This is a genomic window from Micromonospora sp. CPCC 205539 (assembly GCF_036906815.1).
Lineage (GTDB): Bacteria > Actinomycetota > Actinomycetes > Mycobacteriales > Micromonosporaceae > Micromonospora.
Genome location: NZ_JBAKHW010000004.1, coordinates 240,222 through 254,916, shown reverse-complemented (window position 1 = coordinate 254,916; position 14,695 = coordinate 240,222). Strand labels below are relative to the sequence as shown.

The 14,695-nt window shown below is 72.4% G+C and carries 14 protein-coding genes; 9 read left to right on the top strand and 5 right to left on the bottom strand.

Annotated features, from left to right (window positions below):
• The first annotated feature begins 62 nt into the window (after positions 1–62).
• Together V6V47_RS05535 and V6V47_RS05530 are read left to right on the top strand one after the other, a co-directional pair.
• The gene (locus V6V47_RS05535; protein ID WP_334626868.1) at positions 63–1,211 is read left to right on the top strand and encodes an acyl-CoA dehydrogenase family protein; all 1,149 of its coding nucleotides are present in this window, start codon (positions 63–65) and stop codon (positions 1,209–1,211) included.
• A gap of 141 nt (positions 1,212–1,352) precedes the next feature.
• A complete protein-coding gene (locus V6V47_RS05530) occupies positions 1,353–4,058 on the top strand; it encodes an ATP-binding protein (RefSeq protein WP_334626867.1) in 2,706 nt (901 codons plus the stop codon).
• 325 nt (positions 4,059–4,383) lie between these two features.
• Here V6V47_RS05530 and V6V47_RS05525 read toward each other — a convergent pair whose 3' ends face one another.
• The gene (locus tag V6V47_RS05525) at positions 4,384–4,887 is read right to left on the bottom strand and encodes a MarR family winged helix-turn-helix transcriptional regulator (RefSeq protein ID WP_334626866.1); all 504 of its coding nucleotides are present in this window, start codon (positions 4,885–4,887) and stop codon (positions 4,384–4,386) included.
• Between the two features lie 101 nt (positions 4,888–4,988).
• On the opposite strand from V6V47_RS05525, the gene V6V47_RS05520 reads away from it, so the two are divergent.
• Entirely contained in the window at positions 4,989–5,570 is a 582-nt protein-coding gene (locus V6V47_RS05520; RefSeq protein WP_334626865.1) for a YceI family protein, read from the top strand.
• A gap of 290 nt (positions 5,571–5,860) precedes the next feature.
• Positions 5,861–7,339, top strand: coding sequence for a glutamate--cysteine ligase (locus tag V6V47_RS05515; RefSeq protein ID WP_334626864.1), 1,479 nt, complete (start codon positions 5,861–5,863; stop codon positions 7,337–7,339).
• A gap of 25 nt (positions 7,340–7,364) precedes the next feature.
• On the opposite strand, the gene V6V47_RS05510 is transcribed toward V6V47_RS05515, so the two are convergent.
• Positions 7,365–8,738 carry a hypothetical protein gene (locus V6V47_RS05510; protein ID WP_334626863.1) on the bottom strand — a complete coding sequence of 458 codons (1,374 nt, stop codon included), beginning with the start codon at positions 8,736–8,738 and terminating at the stop codon, positions 7,365–7,367.
• 122 nt (positions 8,739–8,860) lie between these two features.
• Between V6V47_RS05510 and V6V47_RS05505 the strand changes: the two genes are divergently transcribed.
• Entirely contained in the window at positions 8,861–9,559 is a 699-nt protein-coding gene (locus V6V47_RS05505; protein WP_334626862.1) for a PASTA domain-containing protein, read from the top strand.
• Positions 9,560–10,125: 566 nt separating this feature from the next.
• Complete coding sequence (locus tag V6V47_RS05500) at positions 10,126–10,779, top strand: PASTA domain-containing protein (RefSeq protein ID WP_334626861.1); 654 nt, start codon at positions 10,126–10,128, stop codon at positions 10,777–10,779.
• 7 nt (positions 10,780–10,786) lie between these two features.
• On the opposite strand, the gene V6V47_RS05495 is transcribed toward V6V47_RS05500, so the two are convergent.
• Positions 10,787–11,227 (bottom strand): hypothetical protein, encoded by a 441-nt coding sequence (locus tag V6V47_RS05495; RefSeq protein WP_334626860.1) that lies wholly within the window; start codon positions 11,225–11,227, stop codon positions 10,787–10,789.
• Between the two features lie 97 nt (positions 11,228–11,324).
• The gene (locus V6V47_RS05490) at positions 11,325–11,609 is read right to left on the bottom strand and encodes a hypothetical protein (protein ID WP_334626859.1); all 285 of its coding nucleotides are present in this window, start codon (positions 11,607–11,609) and stop codon (positions 11,325–11,327) included.
• A 626-nt stretch (positions 11,610–12,235) separates the two neighbouring features.
• Between V6V47_RS05490 and V6V47_RS05485 the strand changes: the two genes are divergently transcribed.
• The 3 genes from V6V47_RS05485 (at position 12,236) to V6V47_RS05475 (ending at position 13,936) form a co-directional block, all read left to right on the top strand.
• The gene (locus tag V6V47_RS05485; RefSeq protein ID WP_334626858.1) at positions 12,236–13,117 is read left to right on the top strand and encodes a helix-turn-helix domain-containing protein; all 882 of its coding nucleotides are present in this window, start codon (positions 12,236–12,238) and stop codon (positions 13,115–13,117) included.
• Positions 13,087–13,308, top strand: a complete 222-nt coding sequence (locus tag V6V47_RS05480; RefSeq protein ID WP_334626857.1) for a DUF397 domain-containing protein — start codon at positions 13,087–13,089, stop codon at positions 13,306–13,308. Before V6V47_RS05485 ends, V6V47_RS05480 begins: the two co-directional genes overlap by 31 nt.
• A 208-nt stretch (positions 13,309–13,516) precedes the next feature.
• On the top strand, positions 13,517–13,936 hold the full coding sequence (locus V6V47_RS05475; RefSeq protein WP_334626856.1) for a hypothetical protein: 420 nt from the start codon (positions 13,517–13,519) through the stop codon (positions 13,934–13,936).
• Here the strand turns inward: V6V47_RS05475 and V6V47_RS05470 are convergent.
• Complete coding sequence (locus tag V6V47_RS05470; protein WP_334626855.1) at positions 13,904–14,503, bottom strand: hypothetical protein; 600 nt, start codon at positions 14,501–14,503, stop codon at positions 13,904–13,906. The two genes, V6V47_RS05475 and V6V47_RS05470, sit on opposite strands and share 33 nt — an antisense overlap.
• Between the last annotated feature and the right edge of the window lie 192 nt (positions 14,504–14,695).

Sequence of the window (14,695 nt, the reverse complement as noted above, 5' to 3'; positions counted from 1 at the left end):
CGCCGACCCGAACCGTCCCGGCGTCACGAGCGCCCGGCGGCCCGTCCACACAGGAGGATGAGATGGACTTCCGGCTCACCGACGAGCAAACGGCGCTGCGGGAGAGCGTGCGGGACTTCGCGCGCGAGGTGGTTGCTCCCGTCATCGCCGAGCACTACGAGAAGCACACCTTCCCCTACGAGGTGATCCGGCAGATGGGCAAGATGGGCCTGTTCGGCCTGCCCTTCGCCGAGGAGCACGGCGGGATGGGCGGCGACTACTTCGCGCTCTGCCTCGCGCTGGAGGAGCTGGCCCGCGTCGACTCCAGCGTGGCGATCACCCTGGAGGCGGCGGTCTCGCTCGGCGCGATGCCGATCTACCGCTTCGGCAGCGACGAGCAGAAGGCGACCTGGCTGCCGAAGCTGCTCAGCGGGGAGGCGTTGGCCGGCTTCGGGCTCACCGAGCCGGGCACCGGGTCGGACGCGGCCGGCACCCAGACGCGAGCCGTGCTGGAGGGCGACCAGTGGGTGATCAACGGGTCGAAGGCCTTCATCACCAACTCGGGAACCGACATCACCACCCTGGTCACCGTCACCGCGGTCACCGGCACCAATCCGGACGGCTCCAAGGAGCTGTCGACCATCATCGTGCCCACCGGCACGCCGGGGTTCACCGTGGCGCCGGGTTACTCGAAGGTCGGCTGGACCGCCTCGGACACCCACGAGCTGACCTTCGACAACTGCCGGGTGCCGGCGGCCAACCTGCTCGGCGAGCGAGGCCGAGGTTTCGCCCAGTTCCTGCGCATCCTCGACGAGGGTCGGATCGCCATCGCGGCGCTGGCCGTGGGCCTCGCCCAGGGCTGCGTCGACGAGTCGATCAAATACGCGAAGGAGCGGGAGGCCTTCGGCCGGCCGATCGGCGCCAACCAGGCGATCCAGTTCAAGATCGCCGACATGGAGTTGAAGGCGCACACCGCCCGGCTGGCGTACTACGACGCCGCGGCGCGGATGCTGGCCGGCGAGCCGTTCAAGCGGCAGGCGGCGATCGCCAAGTTGCACGCCAGCACGATCGCGGTGGACAACGCCCGGGAGGCCACCCAGATCCACGGCGGGTACGGCTTCATGAACGAGTACCCGGTGGCGCGGTTCTGGCGAGACTCCAAGATCCTGGAGATCGGCGAGGGCACCAGCGAGGTCCAGCGCATGATCATCGCCCGCGACCTGGGTCTCTGAGGGGGCCGGCGGCCCCACTGCGGCGGGCTCGTGCCGATTTGGCGGGCCGGGACTGTCCGGCTGTCGGAAATCGGCGAGCCGGCGTCGGCAGCCCGACGTTGGGCTGCCGACGGTCGGGGTAGATCCGTACTCTTCCGGGCCATGACTCCGGATCACGGCCGCTCGCGGAGCCCGGCCGGTCGGACCAATCTGCCGCAGTTGCTGCACGCGCACCGGCGTGCCGCCGGCCTGACCCAGACCGAGCTGGCGTCCCGGGCCGGCGTCGGCGTCCGGACGGTCCGCGACCTGGAGCGCGGTCGTTCGGTCCGCCCGCAGCGGACCACGGTCGAGCTGCTCGCCGGTGCGCTGGAGCTGACCGGCGGCGCCCGGGCGGCGTTCCTCGCCGCGGCACGCGGCCCGACCGGCGGTGAGGTAAACCCGGACGACATCCCGGCGGCACTCGCCTCCACCGGCTCCGCCGCACCGACGGCCGAGCGGGCCGATCCGCTGGTCGCCGTCCCGCCGCCGGTCGAGCTGATCGGCCGGGACCGCGATGTCGCCGAGCTGGCCGGGATGCTGACCGAGGAGCGCGGTCCTCGGGTGGTGAGCCTGGTCGGGCTGGCCGGGGTCGGTAAGACGGCGCTGGCGCTGTCCGTGGCGCACGCGGCTGCCGACCATCATCCGGCCGGCGTGGCCGGGGTGCTGGTCGGCGAGGGCTCGGACGGGCCGGATGTGCTGGCGGCTTCGGCGGCCGTGCTCGGCGCGGCCCGGGTGCCGGAACTCGTCGCCCGGTTCGCCGGCCGGCCGGCGCTGCTGGTGATGGACGCGGTGGAGCGCGCCCCCGGCCCGGTGGCCGAGGCGCTGCACCGGCTGACCGGCATGCTGCCCGCACTGCGGGTCCTGGTCACCGGGCGGCACCCGGTCGGGCTGCCCGGCGAGCGGGTCTGGCCGGTCGCGCCACTCGACGTACCGCCGGCGGGCGCCGAGCGGGGCGGGGCTGCGGCGCTCGACTCGTGGCCGGCGGTGGCGCTGTTCACCGCCCGGCTGGCCCAGGTCCGTCGGGAGCCCCCGACCGCGGACGAGCTGCCGGCGTTGGCCGCACTGGTCCGCCGGCTGGGTGGGCTGCCCCTGGCCATCGAGCTGATGGCCGCCCGGGGCCGGATCCTCGACCTCACCGAGCTGCTCGACCGGTACGGCGACCGGGTGCTCGACCTGGCCACCCCTGCCGAATCGGCGGTCCATGGCGGGTGGGACAAGCCGGAGGCCCGTCGCCCGGCTGGCGCGGAGGCCACCTCCCGTGCCACTGGCGCGGCCGCCACCCCGGCAGCGGAGGCGGTCACCCTGCGGGACGCGGTGGCGACCAGTTACCAGCTGCTCGCGTCGGACGAGCGGGCCGCGCTGCGCCGGCTGGCCGTGTTCGGCAACCGCTGGTCGGTGGAGTTGGCCGAGGACCTGCTCGGTGTTGAGGCCGACCGGGACGGCACGGTGGCGATCGACCCCGTTCCGCTGCTCGACCGGTTCGTCGAACTCGGCCTGTTGAGCGTGCGGGGCTCCGGGCCGTTCCGGTTCCGACTCCTCGACGCGGTCCGCGAGTTCGCCAGCGAGCAGGCGGCCGGGAGCGGCGAGCTGGCCCAGATCCGACGCCAGCACGCGGTGGTGATCGCCCGACTGGTGGCGCGGACCGCCAGCGATCTGCTCGGTCCCCGGTTTCCCGACGCGGTGCACCGGCTGGACGAGGTGAGCAGCGACATCAGTTCCGCGCTGGCCCACGCGACAACCGCGGACCCGCTGACCGCGCTCCGCCTGGCGGCCTGCCTGACCCGTTGGTGGCGCTTCCGTGGGCGCGACGTCAGCGGCCGGCAGTGGCTGCGTCGGTTGCTGGCCGATCCCCGGACCGCCGATGCCGAACCCCTGCTGCGCGGCTGGGCCGCTCTCGGGGTGGCCCGGCTGGCCGCCGAGCACGGTGCAGGCGCCGACGAGCTGCCGACCGCGTGGCTCGCGCTGGAGACGTTCCGGCAGGCCGACGACATCGCCGGGGAGCTCGAGGCGCGCATCGTTCTGAACGCGCTGCTGATCGGCGTCGGCCGGCGCGCCGAGGCCCGCGAGCACGCCGAGGCGGTGCTGCGACTGGCCGCCCGTAACGGCCGGATCCGGGACATGGCGGTGGCCCAGAACAGCCTCGCCTGGCACGAGATCCGGGCCGCCGACCTGGCCGCGGCGCACCGCCGGTTGGCTGCGGTGGACCGGCTCGCCGCCGAGTGCGGGGAACAGCGGCTGCGGGTGCTGGCCTGGGCGAACCGAGCCGAGGTCGCCCGTCTCGAGGGCCGGTACGCCGATGCGGTGGACCAGGGGCGACGGATGATGACGGCCCTGTCCGAGCTGGGCGACCCGCGCCATCGTCGGCGGGTGCTCGGGACGGTCGGGCTGGCGCTCGCCCGGGACGGTCGCGGTGACGAGGCGACCGAGGTGCTGACCGAGCTGCGCGCGAGTGCCGTCGAGCTGGCGGTGGCCTCCCCGGTGCGGCCACGGGCGGAGCTGGCTGAGCCGCCGCGACCGCGTTCGGACGGCACGGTGCTGGCCTGGGGCGGCCCGGGGGCGGGGATCTGTGCGTTGATCGAAGGGAACCTGGCGCTGCACCGGGGTGACCGGGAGTTGGCGGCCGAGTGGTTCGCCGCTGCCGCCGAGGCCGGTCAGAGCCGGCGGGACGTGGTGGAGGCACTGGTCGGGTTGGCCGCCAGCACCGGGGACCCGGCCGTTCTGGACCGGCTCGACCGGGCCTGCCAGGAGACCGGCGTCCGCCTGCTGCCGGAGGAGGATGCGCTGCTGTACGCGCTGACCGCAGCCAGGGACGGGCCGGCAGCGGGCTAGGCACGGCGGCCGGCAGCGGGCTAGGCACGGCGGGGCGGCAGCGGGCTAGGCACGGCGGGCCGGCAGCGCGGAGGGCGGGTTGGAAGTGGCGCGGGCGAAGAGCCCCCTTGGTGCTACCCCTCGCTGTCCGCCCGCGCCGTCACCCCCCGGTGAATCCCCGGTGGACGAAGCCTGCCACCGCAGTCGTAGTGGAAGGCCCGTTACAGGCGTTTTGCCCGGGTGGCATGGCCAGTTCTGCCGGTCTTTCTGCCGGTGGTCCCGACTGCTCGGGATCGGCCGTCGGTAACCGGTCGGATGCCGCCGGGGGTTGGGCAGTCAGTCAGGGTTAGGCCGCGTGGTCGTCGGTGGCCTCGTGGCACTCGTCGGTGCTGCCAGCGGTGGCACCGGGGTGCGCGGCGTCGCGTACCCGGCGCAGGCCGTCCAGCAGCGCCGCCAGTGCGGCGGGCTCGAGTTGGCCGGTGAACCACTGCTCGATAATCCGCAGATGCCCCGGTAGCGTCTCGTCCAACCGCTGCATGCCGGCGGTGGTGACGACCGCGTACGAGCTGCGCCGGTCGGTCGGGCAGGCACGACGGGTGAGTAGGCCGTCGCGCTCCATCCGGTCCACCACTCGGGTGACCCCACTGGTGGACAGGGAGGTCTGTGCGGCGAGATCCGTCATCCGCAGTTGGTTGCCCGGCGACCGGGCCAGTCGGGTGAGCACCTCGAACTCGACCGCGGTGAGGCCTTGCTCGTCGAGTTGAGCGGCGAACCGGGCCTGTAGCCCGGCGTGCGCCTCGACGAGCAGGCCCACGGCGGTGATCCGGGGGTCGTCGAACACGTTGGTCACTCGCTCATCCTAACAGTACTTGACACGGGGAATATTGCTATGGCTATAGTTGCCCGAGCAGTCATTGAGATAGTAAACAAATCCCCCTGGAGGACGGCACCATGACCAGCAGCACCGATGCGGCTACCCGCGACTGGGACGGCCTCACCATCCCGGCGCCCGGCACCTACGCGCTGGACGTGGCGCACAAGCGGGTGGGCTTCGTCGCTCGGCACATGATGGTGAGCAAGGTCCGCGGTGAGTTCAAGGAGGCCACGGCCACCATCACCGTCGCCGAGGACCCGCTGCAGTCCTCGGTTGCCGCGACCATCCAGGCCGCCAGCGTCGACACCAACCAGGCCGACCGGGACGGGCACCTGCGCAGCCCCGAGTTCCTGGACGCCGAGAAGTTCCCGACGCTGGAGTTCCGCAGCACCGGGGTCAAGTCCCGTAGCGGCAGCGAGTTCGTGCTCACCGGCGAGCTGACCATCAAGGACGTGACTCGCCCGGTCGAGCTGGAGGTCGAGTTCGAGGGTGTCGGCCGTAGCCCCTTCGGCCAGGACATCTTCGGCTTCTCCGCGAAGACCGAGATCGACCGCGAGGAGTTCGGGCTGACCTGGAACGTCGCCCTGGAGAGCGGCGGCGTGCTGGTCGGCAAGAAGATCAAGATCGAGATCGAGGGCGAAGGCGTTCGCCAGGCCTGATCCTTCCGGATCGTCGATCCGTCCGGGCCCGCGCCGCACGTCGGCGCGGGCCCGGCGTCGTTGCCGCCGCCGCCGACCGTGGGACTTGTCACGAATCGTTCGCGGCACCACGCGATCCAGCCCGGCCGGACGGGGTACAGATGGCGCCACGGACGCGTCCGCCTCGGTCGGTGTCGGATCACCGGCGTGGTTCTCTGGCCCTGGCCAGGTGGGCGCTCTTAACGTGGATGGTTCACAATGCGCACGCCAGGCCGGGTGGATCCGGCCCGCGCCAGCCGCCGGGAGGGCACATGGGCAGGGACGTCTCACAGGGCGCCTTCTCCCGCGAGGACCGCGTCCGCTACCGGCACAAGGTCCGGCGATGTCTGGACGTCTTCGCGCTGATGCTGGACGACTTCGGCTTCGACGCAGACCGGCCGATGACCGGCCTGGAGATCGAACTCAACCTGGTCGACTCGGCCGCTGAGCCGGCGATGCGTAACGAGGAGATCCTCGCCGACATCGCCGATCCGCTCTTCCAGACCGAGTTGGGCCAGTTCAACCTGGAGCTCAACGCCGAGCCCCGGCTGATCGAGGGCACCGGCTTCGCCAACTATGAGCACGATCTGCGCAGCAGTCTCTCCCGGGCCGACGAGCGCGCCGCCAAGTCCGACGCGAGGATCGTCCTGGTCGGTATTCTGCCGACCCTCACCGAGGGGCACCTGGTCGAGGACAACCTCTCCACCAACGAGCGCTACCGGGTGCTCAACGACCAGATCGTCGGCGCTCGGGGCGAGGACATCGAGCTGGACATCCGGGGCGTCGAGGGCTTGCGGACGCACACCGACTCGATCGCTCCCGAGGCCGCCTGCACCAGCCTCCAGTTCCACCTCCAGGTCGCGCCGGACAGCTTCGCCGACTACTGGAACGCGTCCCAGGCCATCGCCGGGGTCCAGGTGGCGATCGGCGCGAACTCTCCCTTCCTGTACGGCCGTCAGCTCTGGGCCGAGACTCGGATCGCCCTGTTCGAGCAGGCCACCGACACCCGCCCGGACGAGCTGAAGGCCCAGGGCGTACGCCCCCGCGTGTGGTTCGGCGAACGCTGGATCACCTCGATCTTCGACCTGTTCGAGGAGAACGTCCGGTACTTCCCGCCGCTGCTGCCGATCTGCGAGGACGAAGACCCGGTGGAGGTGCTGCACGCTGGCGGGGTGCCCCAGCTCGGCGAGCTGCGGCTGCACAACGGCACGGTCTACCGGTGGAACCGGCCGGTCTACGACATCATGAACGGCCGCCCGCATCTGCGGGTGGAGAACCGGGTGCTGCCGGCCGGCCCGACGGTGGTGGACATGCTGGCCAATGCGGCCTTCTACTTCGGACTGGCCCGTGGCCTGGCCGAGGCGGACCGGCCGATCTGGAGTCAGCTCACCTTCAGCTCCGCCGAGGAGAACTTCCACGCCGCCGCCCGACGTGGTCTGGACGCCGTGCTGCACTGGCCCGGCGTCGGTGACGTGCCGGTCACGAAGCTGGTGCTGGAACAGTTGCTGCCCATCGCGGCGTCCGGTCTGGACGGGTTCGGGGTCGCCCCGGCGGAGCGGGACCGGCTGCTCAGCATCATCGAGCAGCGCTGCCGCACCGGCCGCAACGGCGCCGTGTGGCAGACCGAGACGGTCTGGGCGGCCGAGCGGCATCGGGGCATGGACCGGGACGCCGCGCTGCACCACATGGTCCAGCGCTACGCGGAGCTCCAGCGCAGCAACGAGCCGGTGCACACCTGGCCAGTCGACTAACTCCCCACCCGGAGCCGGGGCCGAGTCAGTCGGTGGTCGGGCGACCAGCCTTCCGGGTGGAGCGGCCGCGCCGGTTGCTCGGTGCCGAGTCGTCCGCCGCCACGTCGGTGGCGGGTTGGGCCGGATCCGACAGGTCCGGGTCGGTACGCGGCAGTGGTACCCGGCGGCCGGTCGCCGTGTCACGCACGCGTGGTCCCGCACCGGTCGTCGACGGTGCGGCGTCGGCATCTGCCGTGCCGCGGTCAGGGGTGGACCGGGTTCGGGGGCCGGGAGTCAACGGCTCGACTTCGGCTTCGTCGGTCGGGATCGGCTCGGTGGCCGGGGTCGCGCCGACCCGAGCATCCGGGGCCGGGACGGTCGCGCCGGACCCGGCGGTCCGGTTCCGGTCGGCCCGCTCGGCGAGCAGGGCGACCAGCACCGAGCCACCGATGCCGGCGAGCACCGCGTACGGGGCGATCAGTTGCGTGGACAGCTGCGCGGGGCCCAGCGCCGACCAGCGCGGCACGGTGGTCAGATAGGCGAGTGCCACGAGCAGCGGGCCGGCCGCGCCGGATGCTGCCGCGCCGACCCGGTGCCCGGCCGACCGGGCGCCCCGCCGAGCGGCCAGTGCGCCGATCAGCAGCGCGGGGACGAGCGCCAGCAATGCACCAGGCCAGTAGAGCTGGTCCCCGATCCAGTACCGCGGGTGGTCCGGGTCGAGCTGCCAGGTGCCGAGCTGGGCGCCGGTCAGCCCGCGCCCGACGCGTACCCCATCGATCACCGAGACCACCGCGAGCAGCCAGAGCCACGCGGCCGTCGCGGTCACGTTCACCGCGGCGGTACGTGAACGCAGCGTCCAGACCGCGACGAGGACGCCGATCAGGATGCCCAGCGCCGCGTGCACGGCAGCCACCCGTTGCGGTGCCCCGGTGTCGGTGCCCTGCGCGACCCGCGCGGGCACCGCGACCAGCAGCACGGTGACCAACCCGCCTAGCCCGGCGGCGAGCGCCAGTGCCACCCGCCGCAGCAGGTCCCCACGGTGGTTGGGGGCAGCTTCGGTCACCTGCGCCGCCGACGCTGGCCCGTCCCCTGTCTCGGATTCGCTACCCGGTCCCGGTCCCGGTCCCGGTCCCGGTGCTGGGTCCAGGTCCGGCTGAACGGGAGACGTCACTGCCACTGACGGCGTCGCGGCTCGTTGGTGCAGTCGCTGCGCGCAGACCGCGCCGAGCACTGTCGAGCTGGCCGCCAGCCAGGTCGCCCAGGCGAGGCCGTCCGCCCAGGCGGTGTCCGTGGCGCCGGCATCGGTGGGCGTCCAGGTGATGACGCCGAGCCCGTACCCGAAGCCCAGCTGCGCGGCGCCAGCGCCGGCAGCGACCCCGATCGCCGTCGCGATCGATACTCCCCAGCCCCGTCTGGCCATGCCGGGCAGCGTAACGTCCCGTCGTCGGCGCGGCGAGTCGCGTCGACCCGCCGGGATGGATCGCCGGCGCCACGGGTTGGGCGGCGACCGGTACGGTCGCCGGTGAAGAGGTGGTGGGCGGAATGACGGACACGAACACGGGCGGGCAGGGCTCCGCTGGCGACCGGGCCGACGGCGGCACGAGTCGGGCCAGTGTGGTGCTGGGTGGTGGGCTGGTCGCCGTGCTCCTCGTCGCGATCGGAGCTACCGGTGGTTGGCTGCTGGCCGGCGGGAACGAGACGGACCCGGGGGATCCGCTGGCGGCGGTGACTGCGACCGGCACGCCGTCCGGCGACGCCGCCGCGACCCGACCGAGCACTCCCCGGACCACGGCCTCGGCCCCCCGACCCTCCGGCACTCCGACCAAGGGGACCGGGCTGCGGGTGCCACCGGTGGTTGGCAGCGACTTCGAGCAGGCCCGCGACGCGCTACGTGAGCTGCGGCTGGGCTGGCGCCTGGTCTTCGGCACCGGCGTCGGCCGTACCGTCGAGAACACCTCGCCGCCCGTGGGCGCCGAGGTGGCCCGGGGCACCACCGTGCAGCTTCAGGTGGCTGGTCCGCCGCCCCCCGCCACGGTGCCGGACGTGGTCGGCGACGACTGCGCGGAGGCCGCCGACGACCTGGTCGACGAGGGGTTGTACCCGCGCTACCGCAGTGGAAAGAGCGGAAAGGTCAACCGGCAGGAGCCGCCCAAGGACGGCGCGGCCCGCTGGAACGACGAGGTCAGCATCTGGTGTGGAGCCGCACCACCCAGCCAGCCGGGCACCAACCCCACTCCCTGATACCCGCCCGCCGCTTTCTGGCGACCCGGGTGCCCGGTCGCAAAGGGCACGACGGCGTCCCACGGCCGCCGGCGGATGGCTCGAGCCGGGCGGTTCGGGCCGCTGATCCCCGCCGATGACGGTTCGGGCGGTTAGGTTGGCGGTCGAGGGCCATGGCGCCCGCCCGGTTCGGGAAAGGACGTGCGATGAGCGACGACCGCCAGGAACCGCCCACCGGGGAGCACGACGACGACCGCACCCGTCCAATCCCGCCCGCCGACCGGCCAGAGCCGGCAACGCCACCCGGGCCCGTCACCCCGCCGCGACCGGCCGCGCCGTCCGACGAGACCGCGCCGATCGATCGCGCTGCGCCCGTCGGTCCGGCCGCTTCGCCGTCCGACGAGACCGCGCCGATCGATCGCGCTGCGCCCGTCGGACCGGCCGCATCGCCGTCCGACGAGACCGCGCCGATCGATCGGACCGCGCTGGGCAGACCGCCTGCGCCAGACGAGACCGCGCCGATCGATCGCGCTGCGCCGATCGATCGCGCTGCGCTGACCGGTCCGGCTGCGTCGCCTGACCAGACCATGCCGATCGATCGCACCGCGCTGACGCAGCCCGGCACGCCGGTCGACCGGGCCGCACCCGTGGCGGTGGAGCGGTCGAACCCGGCGCCGTGGTCCGGGCGGGCGGAGGTACGACCGCCACAACCGGCCGACGCCGCCGGGGAGTGGTACGCCGAGGACCAGGGCGGCCGGCGCTGGTGGTTGCCGATCCTCTGGGGCGTGCTCGCGCTGCTGCTCGCCGGCCTGCTCGGGGCTGCCTTCTGGGTGGTGCTCAACGCGCGGGACGACCCGGACGACCCGGAGATCACCCCGTCGCTTCCACCGGCCAGCGCCACCAGCGCCGCGCCGACCAGCGCGGCCCCCACCTCGGCTGCGCCGACCAGCGAGACGCCGAGCAGCCCAGCGGCCACCACGGCACCGCCTGAGGTGCCGGTGCCACCGCTCGCCGGCCTGCCTCAGGCCACCGCCGAGGCGCTGCTGGATCGGATCGGCCTGTCCTACCGGGTCTCGTACCGCCCGTCCGAGTTGCCGCCGGGCACGGTGGTCGGCACCGAGCCGGAGGCTGGCGCGACGGTGCCGGCCGACGGGGAGCTGGTGCTGATCGTCTCTCAGGCGCGGCCATCGACCGGGACCAGCCCGACCGCGCCGAGCCCGACGGTGACGAGCACGCCGTGATCGATGTTCACCACATCCGGCGGCGGGTGCCGACGAGGCCGAGGCCGGCCAGCGAGATGGTGAGGCCGAAGATCCCGGACCAGAACAGTGAGCGGCGGACGTCCGTCGGCGCGTTTGCCGCCGGGCCCGCCTCGACGAGTTCCTGCCGCCCGTCGGCGGACTGACCACCCGCGCCAGCGCCAGCCGCCGGGCTGGTCGGATCGGTCGCTCCGGCGCGGCTGTCCGGAGCGTCGGTGCTGATCCAGCCGGGTTCGTCCGTTGGCGGGTCGGCGTCGATCACGGTGATCTCCGGTGCTGGCACCGGGGCGGTCAGCCGGGTGGACGAGAGTGCCGGGTCGCGGACCAGGACCACGAGTGTGGTCACGGCCCCGAGCAGGGCAAGCATTCCGAATGCGTAGGCGATGCAGGAGCGGTGGCGCCGTGCGGCGGGCTGATTGACCATGACCATCCCAGGCTCAGGGTCCTGGGCGCGCGGATGGAACAGTGCCGGGGTGGGCGTACCAATCCTATGGCGACGGCACGCCCACCGACGGCGGTTCGGCCGGTCAGCCCACCCGTACGGAGGTGCGGGCGACCGGGCGTCGGGCTCGTACGGTGTGCGGGCGGGACTCCGGGGCGGCCTGCACCTGTTGCAGTCCTTCCCGCTGGACGAAGATCGACCTCCGGTTGACCGCGTCCCCCGCCGCGTTCAACTCGTAGCCTTCGAGCCAGAGCCAACCGTCGTAGGTTGGCCAGTCGAGCACCCGGATCACCCGGAACATGATCGGCCTGAGGAATTGGACACTCGCCGCGCGAGTCACGTTCAGTACGTCACCAGAGCGGGGAAGCACATGGGCTCCTGGGGAGGGTCGGCCGGCGCGTCTGCCGGCGGTGACTGATCGGGGGGACGTATCGGCCTGGTGACGGGGTCGTGCCTCGTGAACCGGCGGTGCGGGTGGTGGTGGTCGGGCCGTACCCCGCTGGTGGCGTGCCGCCACCCGACCATCACCCGGCTGCTTCCGGGAACCGCGCCCACCGCCGCAGCCAGGCTGGCTTGCAGCGGCGGGGTCATTACCCCGGAGCAGGTCTCGGTGTCGCTGGCCGGGCCCACGTCGCGTCCACCTTCTCCGGGACGGTGGGGTCACCACTCCGGGGGAGCGGACGGATGCGCTGAGTAACCCGTGCCATACGGACAGAGTGCATCAGCGACGTGCTTCATGCAAGTTGCATGTCGACTTTTGCCGATACGTGAGCGGCTCGCGCAAAGCAGCGCTTGAAGCCATCCGCGTCCGGACGGCACACTGAGGGCGGTTTCGCCCGTCGCGGCCGGCCGATGTCCGGCACCACCCCCTCGCCGCGAACGCTTCGCCGGTCGACGTTCGCGCCCGCGGTGAGCGGCAGCGAACGGCGCGTCGACCGGAGGTAGCCGGGGTGGGGTCGAGGAGTCAGCGGCGAAGACCAGCGAAGGGGTCGGACCGTGAGTGAGCGGCGCAGCCCGACCATTCGGCGGCGGCGGCTCGGGGCCGAGCTGCGTCGTCAGCGGGAGGCTGCCGGGATCACCATCGAGGTCGTCGCCGAGCAGTTGGAGTGTTCGGCCTCGAAGGTCTCCCGGATCGAGACCGGCCACACCACGGCCACCCCGCGCGATGTTCGGGACATGCTGCGGATCTACGGCGTGGTGGGGGCCGAGAGCGACGAGCTCGTGCAGATTGCCCGAGAGGCCCGGCAGAAGGGCTGGTGGCATCCGTACAGCACGGTGCTGGTCGGCGCCTACGTCGGGCTGGAGGCCGCCGCGAGCTCGATCCGGGCGTACGAGCAGCAGGTGGTGCCCGGCCTGCTGGAGACCGAGGAGTACGCCGGCGCGATGATCCGCGCCGCCCGACCGGACTTCACCGCCGATCAAGTACACCAACGGGTGCGTGTCCGTTTGGGCCGTCAGTCGTTGTTGACCCAGGAAGATCCGGTCGATCTGTGGGTGGTGCTCGATGAGGCGGTGGTAAGCCGGCCGGTGGGCGGGGACGAAGTGATGCGTGGCCAGCTCAAGCGGCTGGTCGAGGTGGCCGAATTGCCGAACGTGACGTTGCAGATCCTGCCTTTCGAGGTGGGGGCGCACGCCGGCATGGACGGGACCTTCACGATCCTCAGCTTCCCTGAGCCCGGTGATCCGGATGTTGTGTACGCGGAGAACGCCACGGGTGGGCTCTTCCTCGAGAAGAGCGACGAACTGCAGAAGTACAGCTTCATCTTCGATCACATCCGCGCTGCTGCCATTCGCCCGGAGGAGTCCGTCGCACACATCGCAAAACTGGCAGAGGAGCCGATGTGGAAATGGCGACCAAGGGGTTCCCCGTGGACCTGACACAGGCATCGTGGTTCAAGAGCTCGAAGAGCGGGCCGAACTGCGACAACTGCGTGGAGGTGGCGTACGTGACCGGGGCGGTCGGAGTGCGGGATTCGAAGGACAAGGCCGGTCCGGCCCTGGTCTTCGCCCCTGGCGGCTGGCACGCCTTCGTCGCCGGCACCAGAGGCGGTGTCTTCGGCCCGGCCTGATCGGATGCCCGAGAAGGTCCTCGTCCGGTCTCGACCGGACGGGGGCCTTCCGTGCCGTGCGCGGGGGCGCGAGCTGAGCGACGATGGTCGCCGAGGTTCCGCCGGGAATCCCGTCGCCAGAGCGGGCCCGTCTCGTTGAACCGGTCGGTACGGCTTTCGTCGATGGACAGCCGCACCGTTCCGCAACCGAGCGAGGTAGGCGAGACGGATGACAACGATCGGGTCAGAAAACCTCACGAACGGTCCGAGCAAGCCGGAGCGGTTCGGTGGCAAGTACCGCGGGGCACGTCGGGACACCGTGCTGACCGAGGTGGGCTCGGTCGACCAGGAGTTGAGCACGCGCGAGGGGTCGACGACCGAGTCGGTGGAGGCGCCGCTTTCGCTGCCGTCGCTGGACCCGAACCCGCTGGTCGAGCCGTCCTTCCCGCCGGCCGGCTGGCCGATGGAGCCGACCGAGGCGTCGGCGGATCACCCGTCGCTGGCGGATCATCCCTTGCTGCGCGGTCTGCTGATGGAGCTGCCGCCGAGGGGCAGCGTGCCGCCACCGGGCTGGCTGGACCGCTGGTTCGAGGCGACCCGGGCGATCCTGGAACTCCTATACGTGCAGGGGGCCGACCGCTCGCGCTGACCGTGGCGCGTCCGGCCGGGCCCGCTCGGCGAGCCGATTGTGCCGGAGCGCATGCCGAACGCCGATGGCGATGACCATGAGTGCGCCCACGGTGATCGCCGGGCCGGTGACACCGGGCTCGGCGCCGAGATCCGTGCCGTCCGCCGCGATCAACGCCGGCACCATGGCAAGGGCGGTCACCTGCAGGGGCAGCCCGACGAGCGGATGCGCCGCAGCGGCGCGCAGCCCGTGTGGGGCGGGCGTACCCGGAGCGCTGGCGAACGCGCCGGCGCCGGCCCGCAGCCGGCGGATCCGCCGTACCGAGCAGACCGCCGCCACGAACGCCGGACCGGCGGCAAGGATGAGTCCGGTGGCGGCCTCGTGGACCGGCGCGGTGCCGGAACTGAGCAGCCCACCGGCGAGCACGCCAGCGGTGAGCGTCACCCCGGTCAGGGTGAGGGCCAGCAACCATCCGGTACGCCGACGAAGCGTGCTGGCGTTGCGCAGCCGGGGCAACCGGTCGGCCACGGCGCCGGCGGCCAGCCAGGCGGCGGCGACCGGCAACAGGATGGTGAGCTGACTCTCCATGTCGGAAAGTCTTCCCCGAACCGTGACGCGGCGAATCGGGACCGTCCCCCCGTTCGCCCCGGAACCCGCGCCCGTAGGGGTCACCGTTCCCGCGTTTTGAAAGAATCGACAGGTTTATCTTCCTCACTGCGCTGATCTAGTCTCGGAAAGATCGGCTGTCATGGATCCGAGCGAGACCCGCGTCGGGCGGCT

Excerpts from the sequence above, each read along its gene's own strand:
- V6V47_RS05510 (WP_334626863.1), bottom strand. The coding sequence starts at position 8,738 with ATGGCCAGACGGGGCTGGGGAGTATCGATCGCGACGGCGATCGGGGTC.
- V6V47_RS05505 (WP_334626862.1), top strand. The coding sequence starts at position 8,861 with ATGACGGACACGAACACGGGCGGGCAGGGCTCCGCTGGCGACCGGGCC.
- V6V47_RS05520 (WP_334626865.1), top strand. The coding sequence starts at position 4,989 with ATGACCAGCAGCACCGATGCGGCTACCCGCGACTGGGACGGCCTCACC.
- V6V47_RS05470 (WP_334626855.1), bottom strand. The coding sequence starts at position 14,503 with ATGGAGAGTCAGCTCACCATCCTGTTGCCGGTCGCCGCCGCCTGGCTG.
- V6V47_RS05500 (WP_334626861.1), top strand. The coding sequence starts at position 10,126 with ATGCCGATCGATCGCACCGCGCTGACGCAGCCCGGCACGCCGGTCGAC.
- V6V47_RS05530 (WP_334626867.1), top strand. The coding sequence starts at position 1,353 with ATGACTCCGGATCACGGCCGCTCGCGGAGCCCGGCCGGTCGGACCAAT.
- V6V47_RS05480 (WP_334626857.1), top strand. The coding sequence starts at position 13,087 with ATGGCGACCAAGGGGTTCCCCGTGGACCTGACACAGGCATCGTGGTTC.
- V6V47_RS05515 (WP_334626864.1), top strand. The coding sequence starts at position 5,861 with ATGGGCAGGGACGTCTCACAGGGCGCCTTCTCCCGCGAGGACCGCGTC.
- V6V47_RS05535 (WP_334626868.1), top strand. The coding sequence starts at position 63 with ATGGACTTCCGGCTCACCGACGAGCAAACGGCGCTGCGGGAGAGCGTG.
- V6V47_RS05495 (WP_334626860.1), bottom strand. The coding sequence starts at position 11,227 with ATGGTCATGGTCAATCAGCCCGCCGCACGGCGCCACCGCTCCTGCATC.
- V6V47_RS05475 (WP_334626856.1), top strand. The coding sequence starts at position 13,517 with ATGACAACGATCGGGTCAGAAAACCTCACGAACGGTCCGAGCAAGCCG.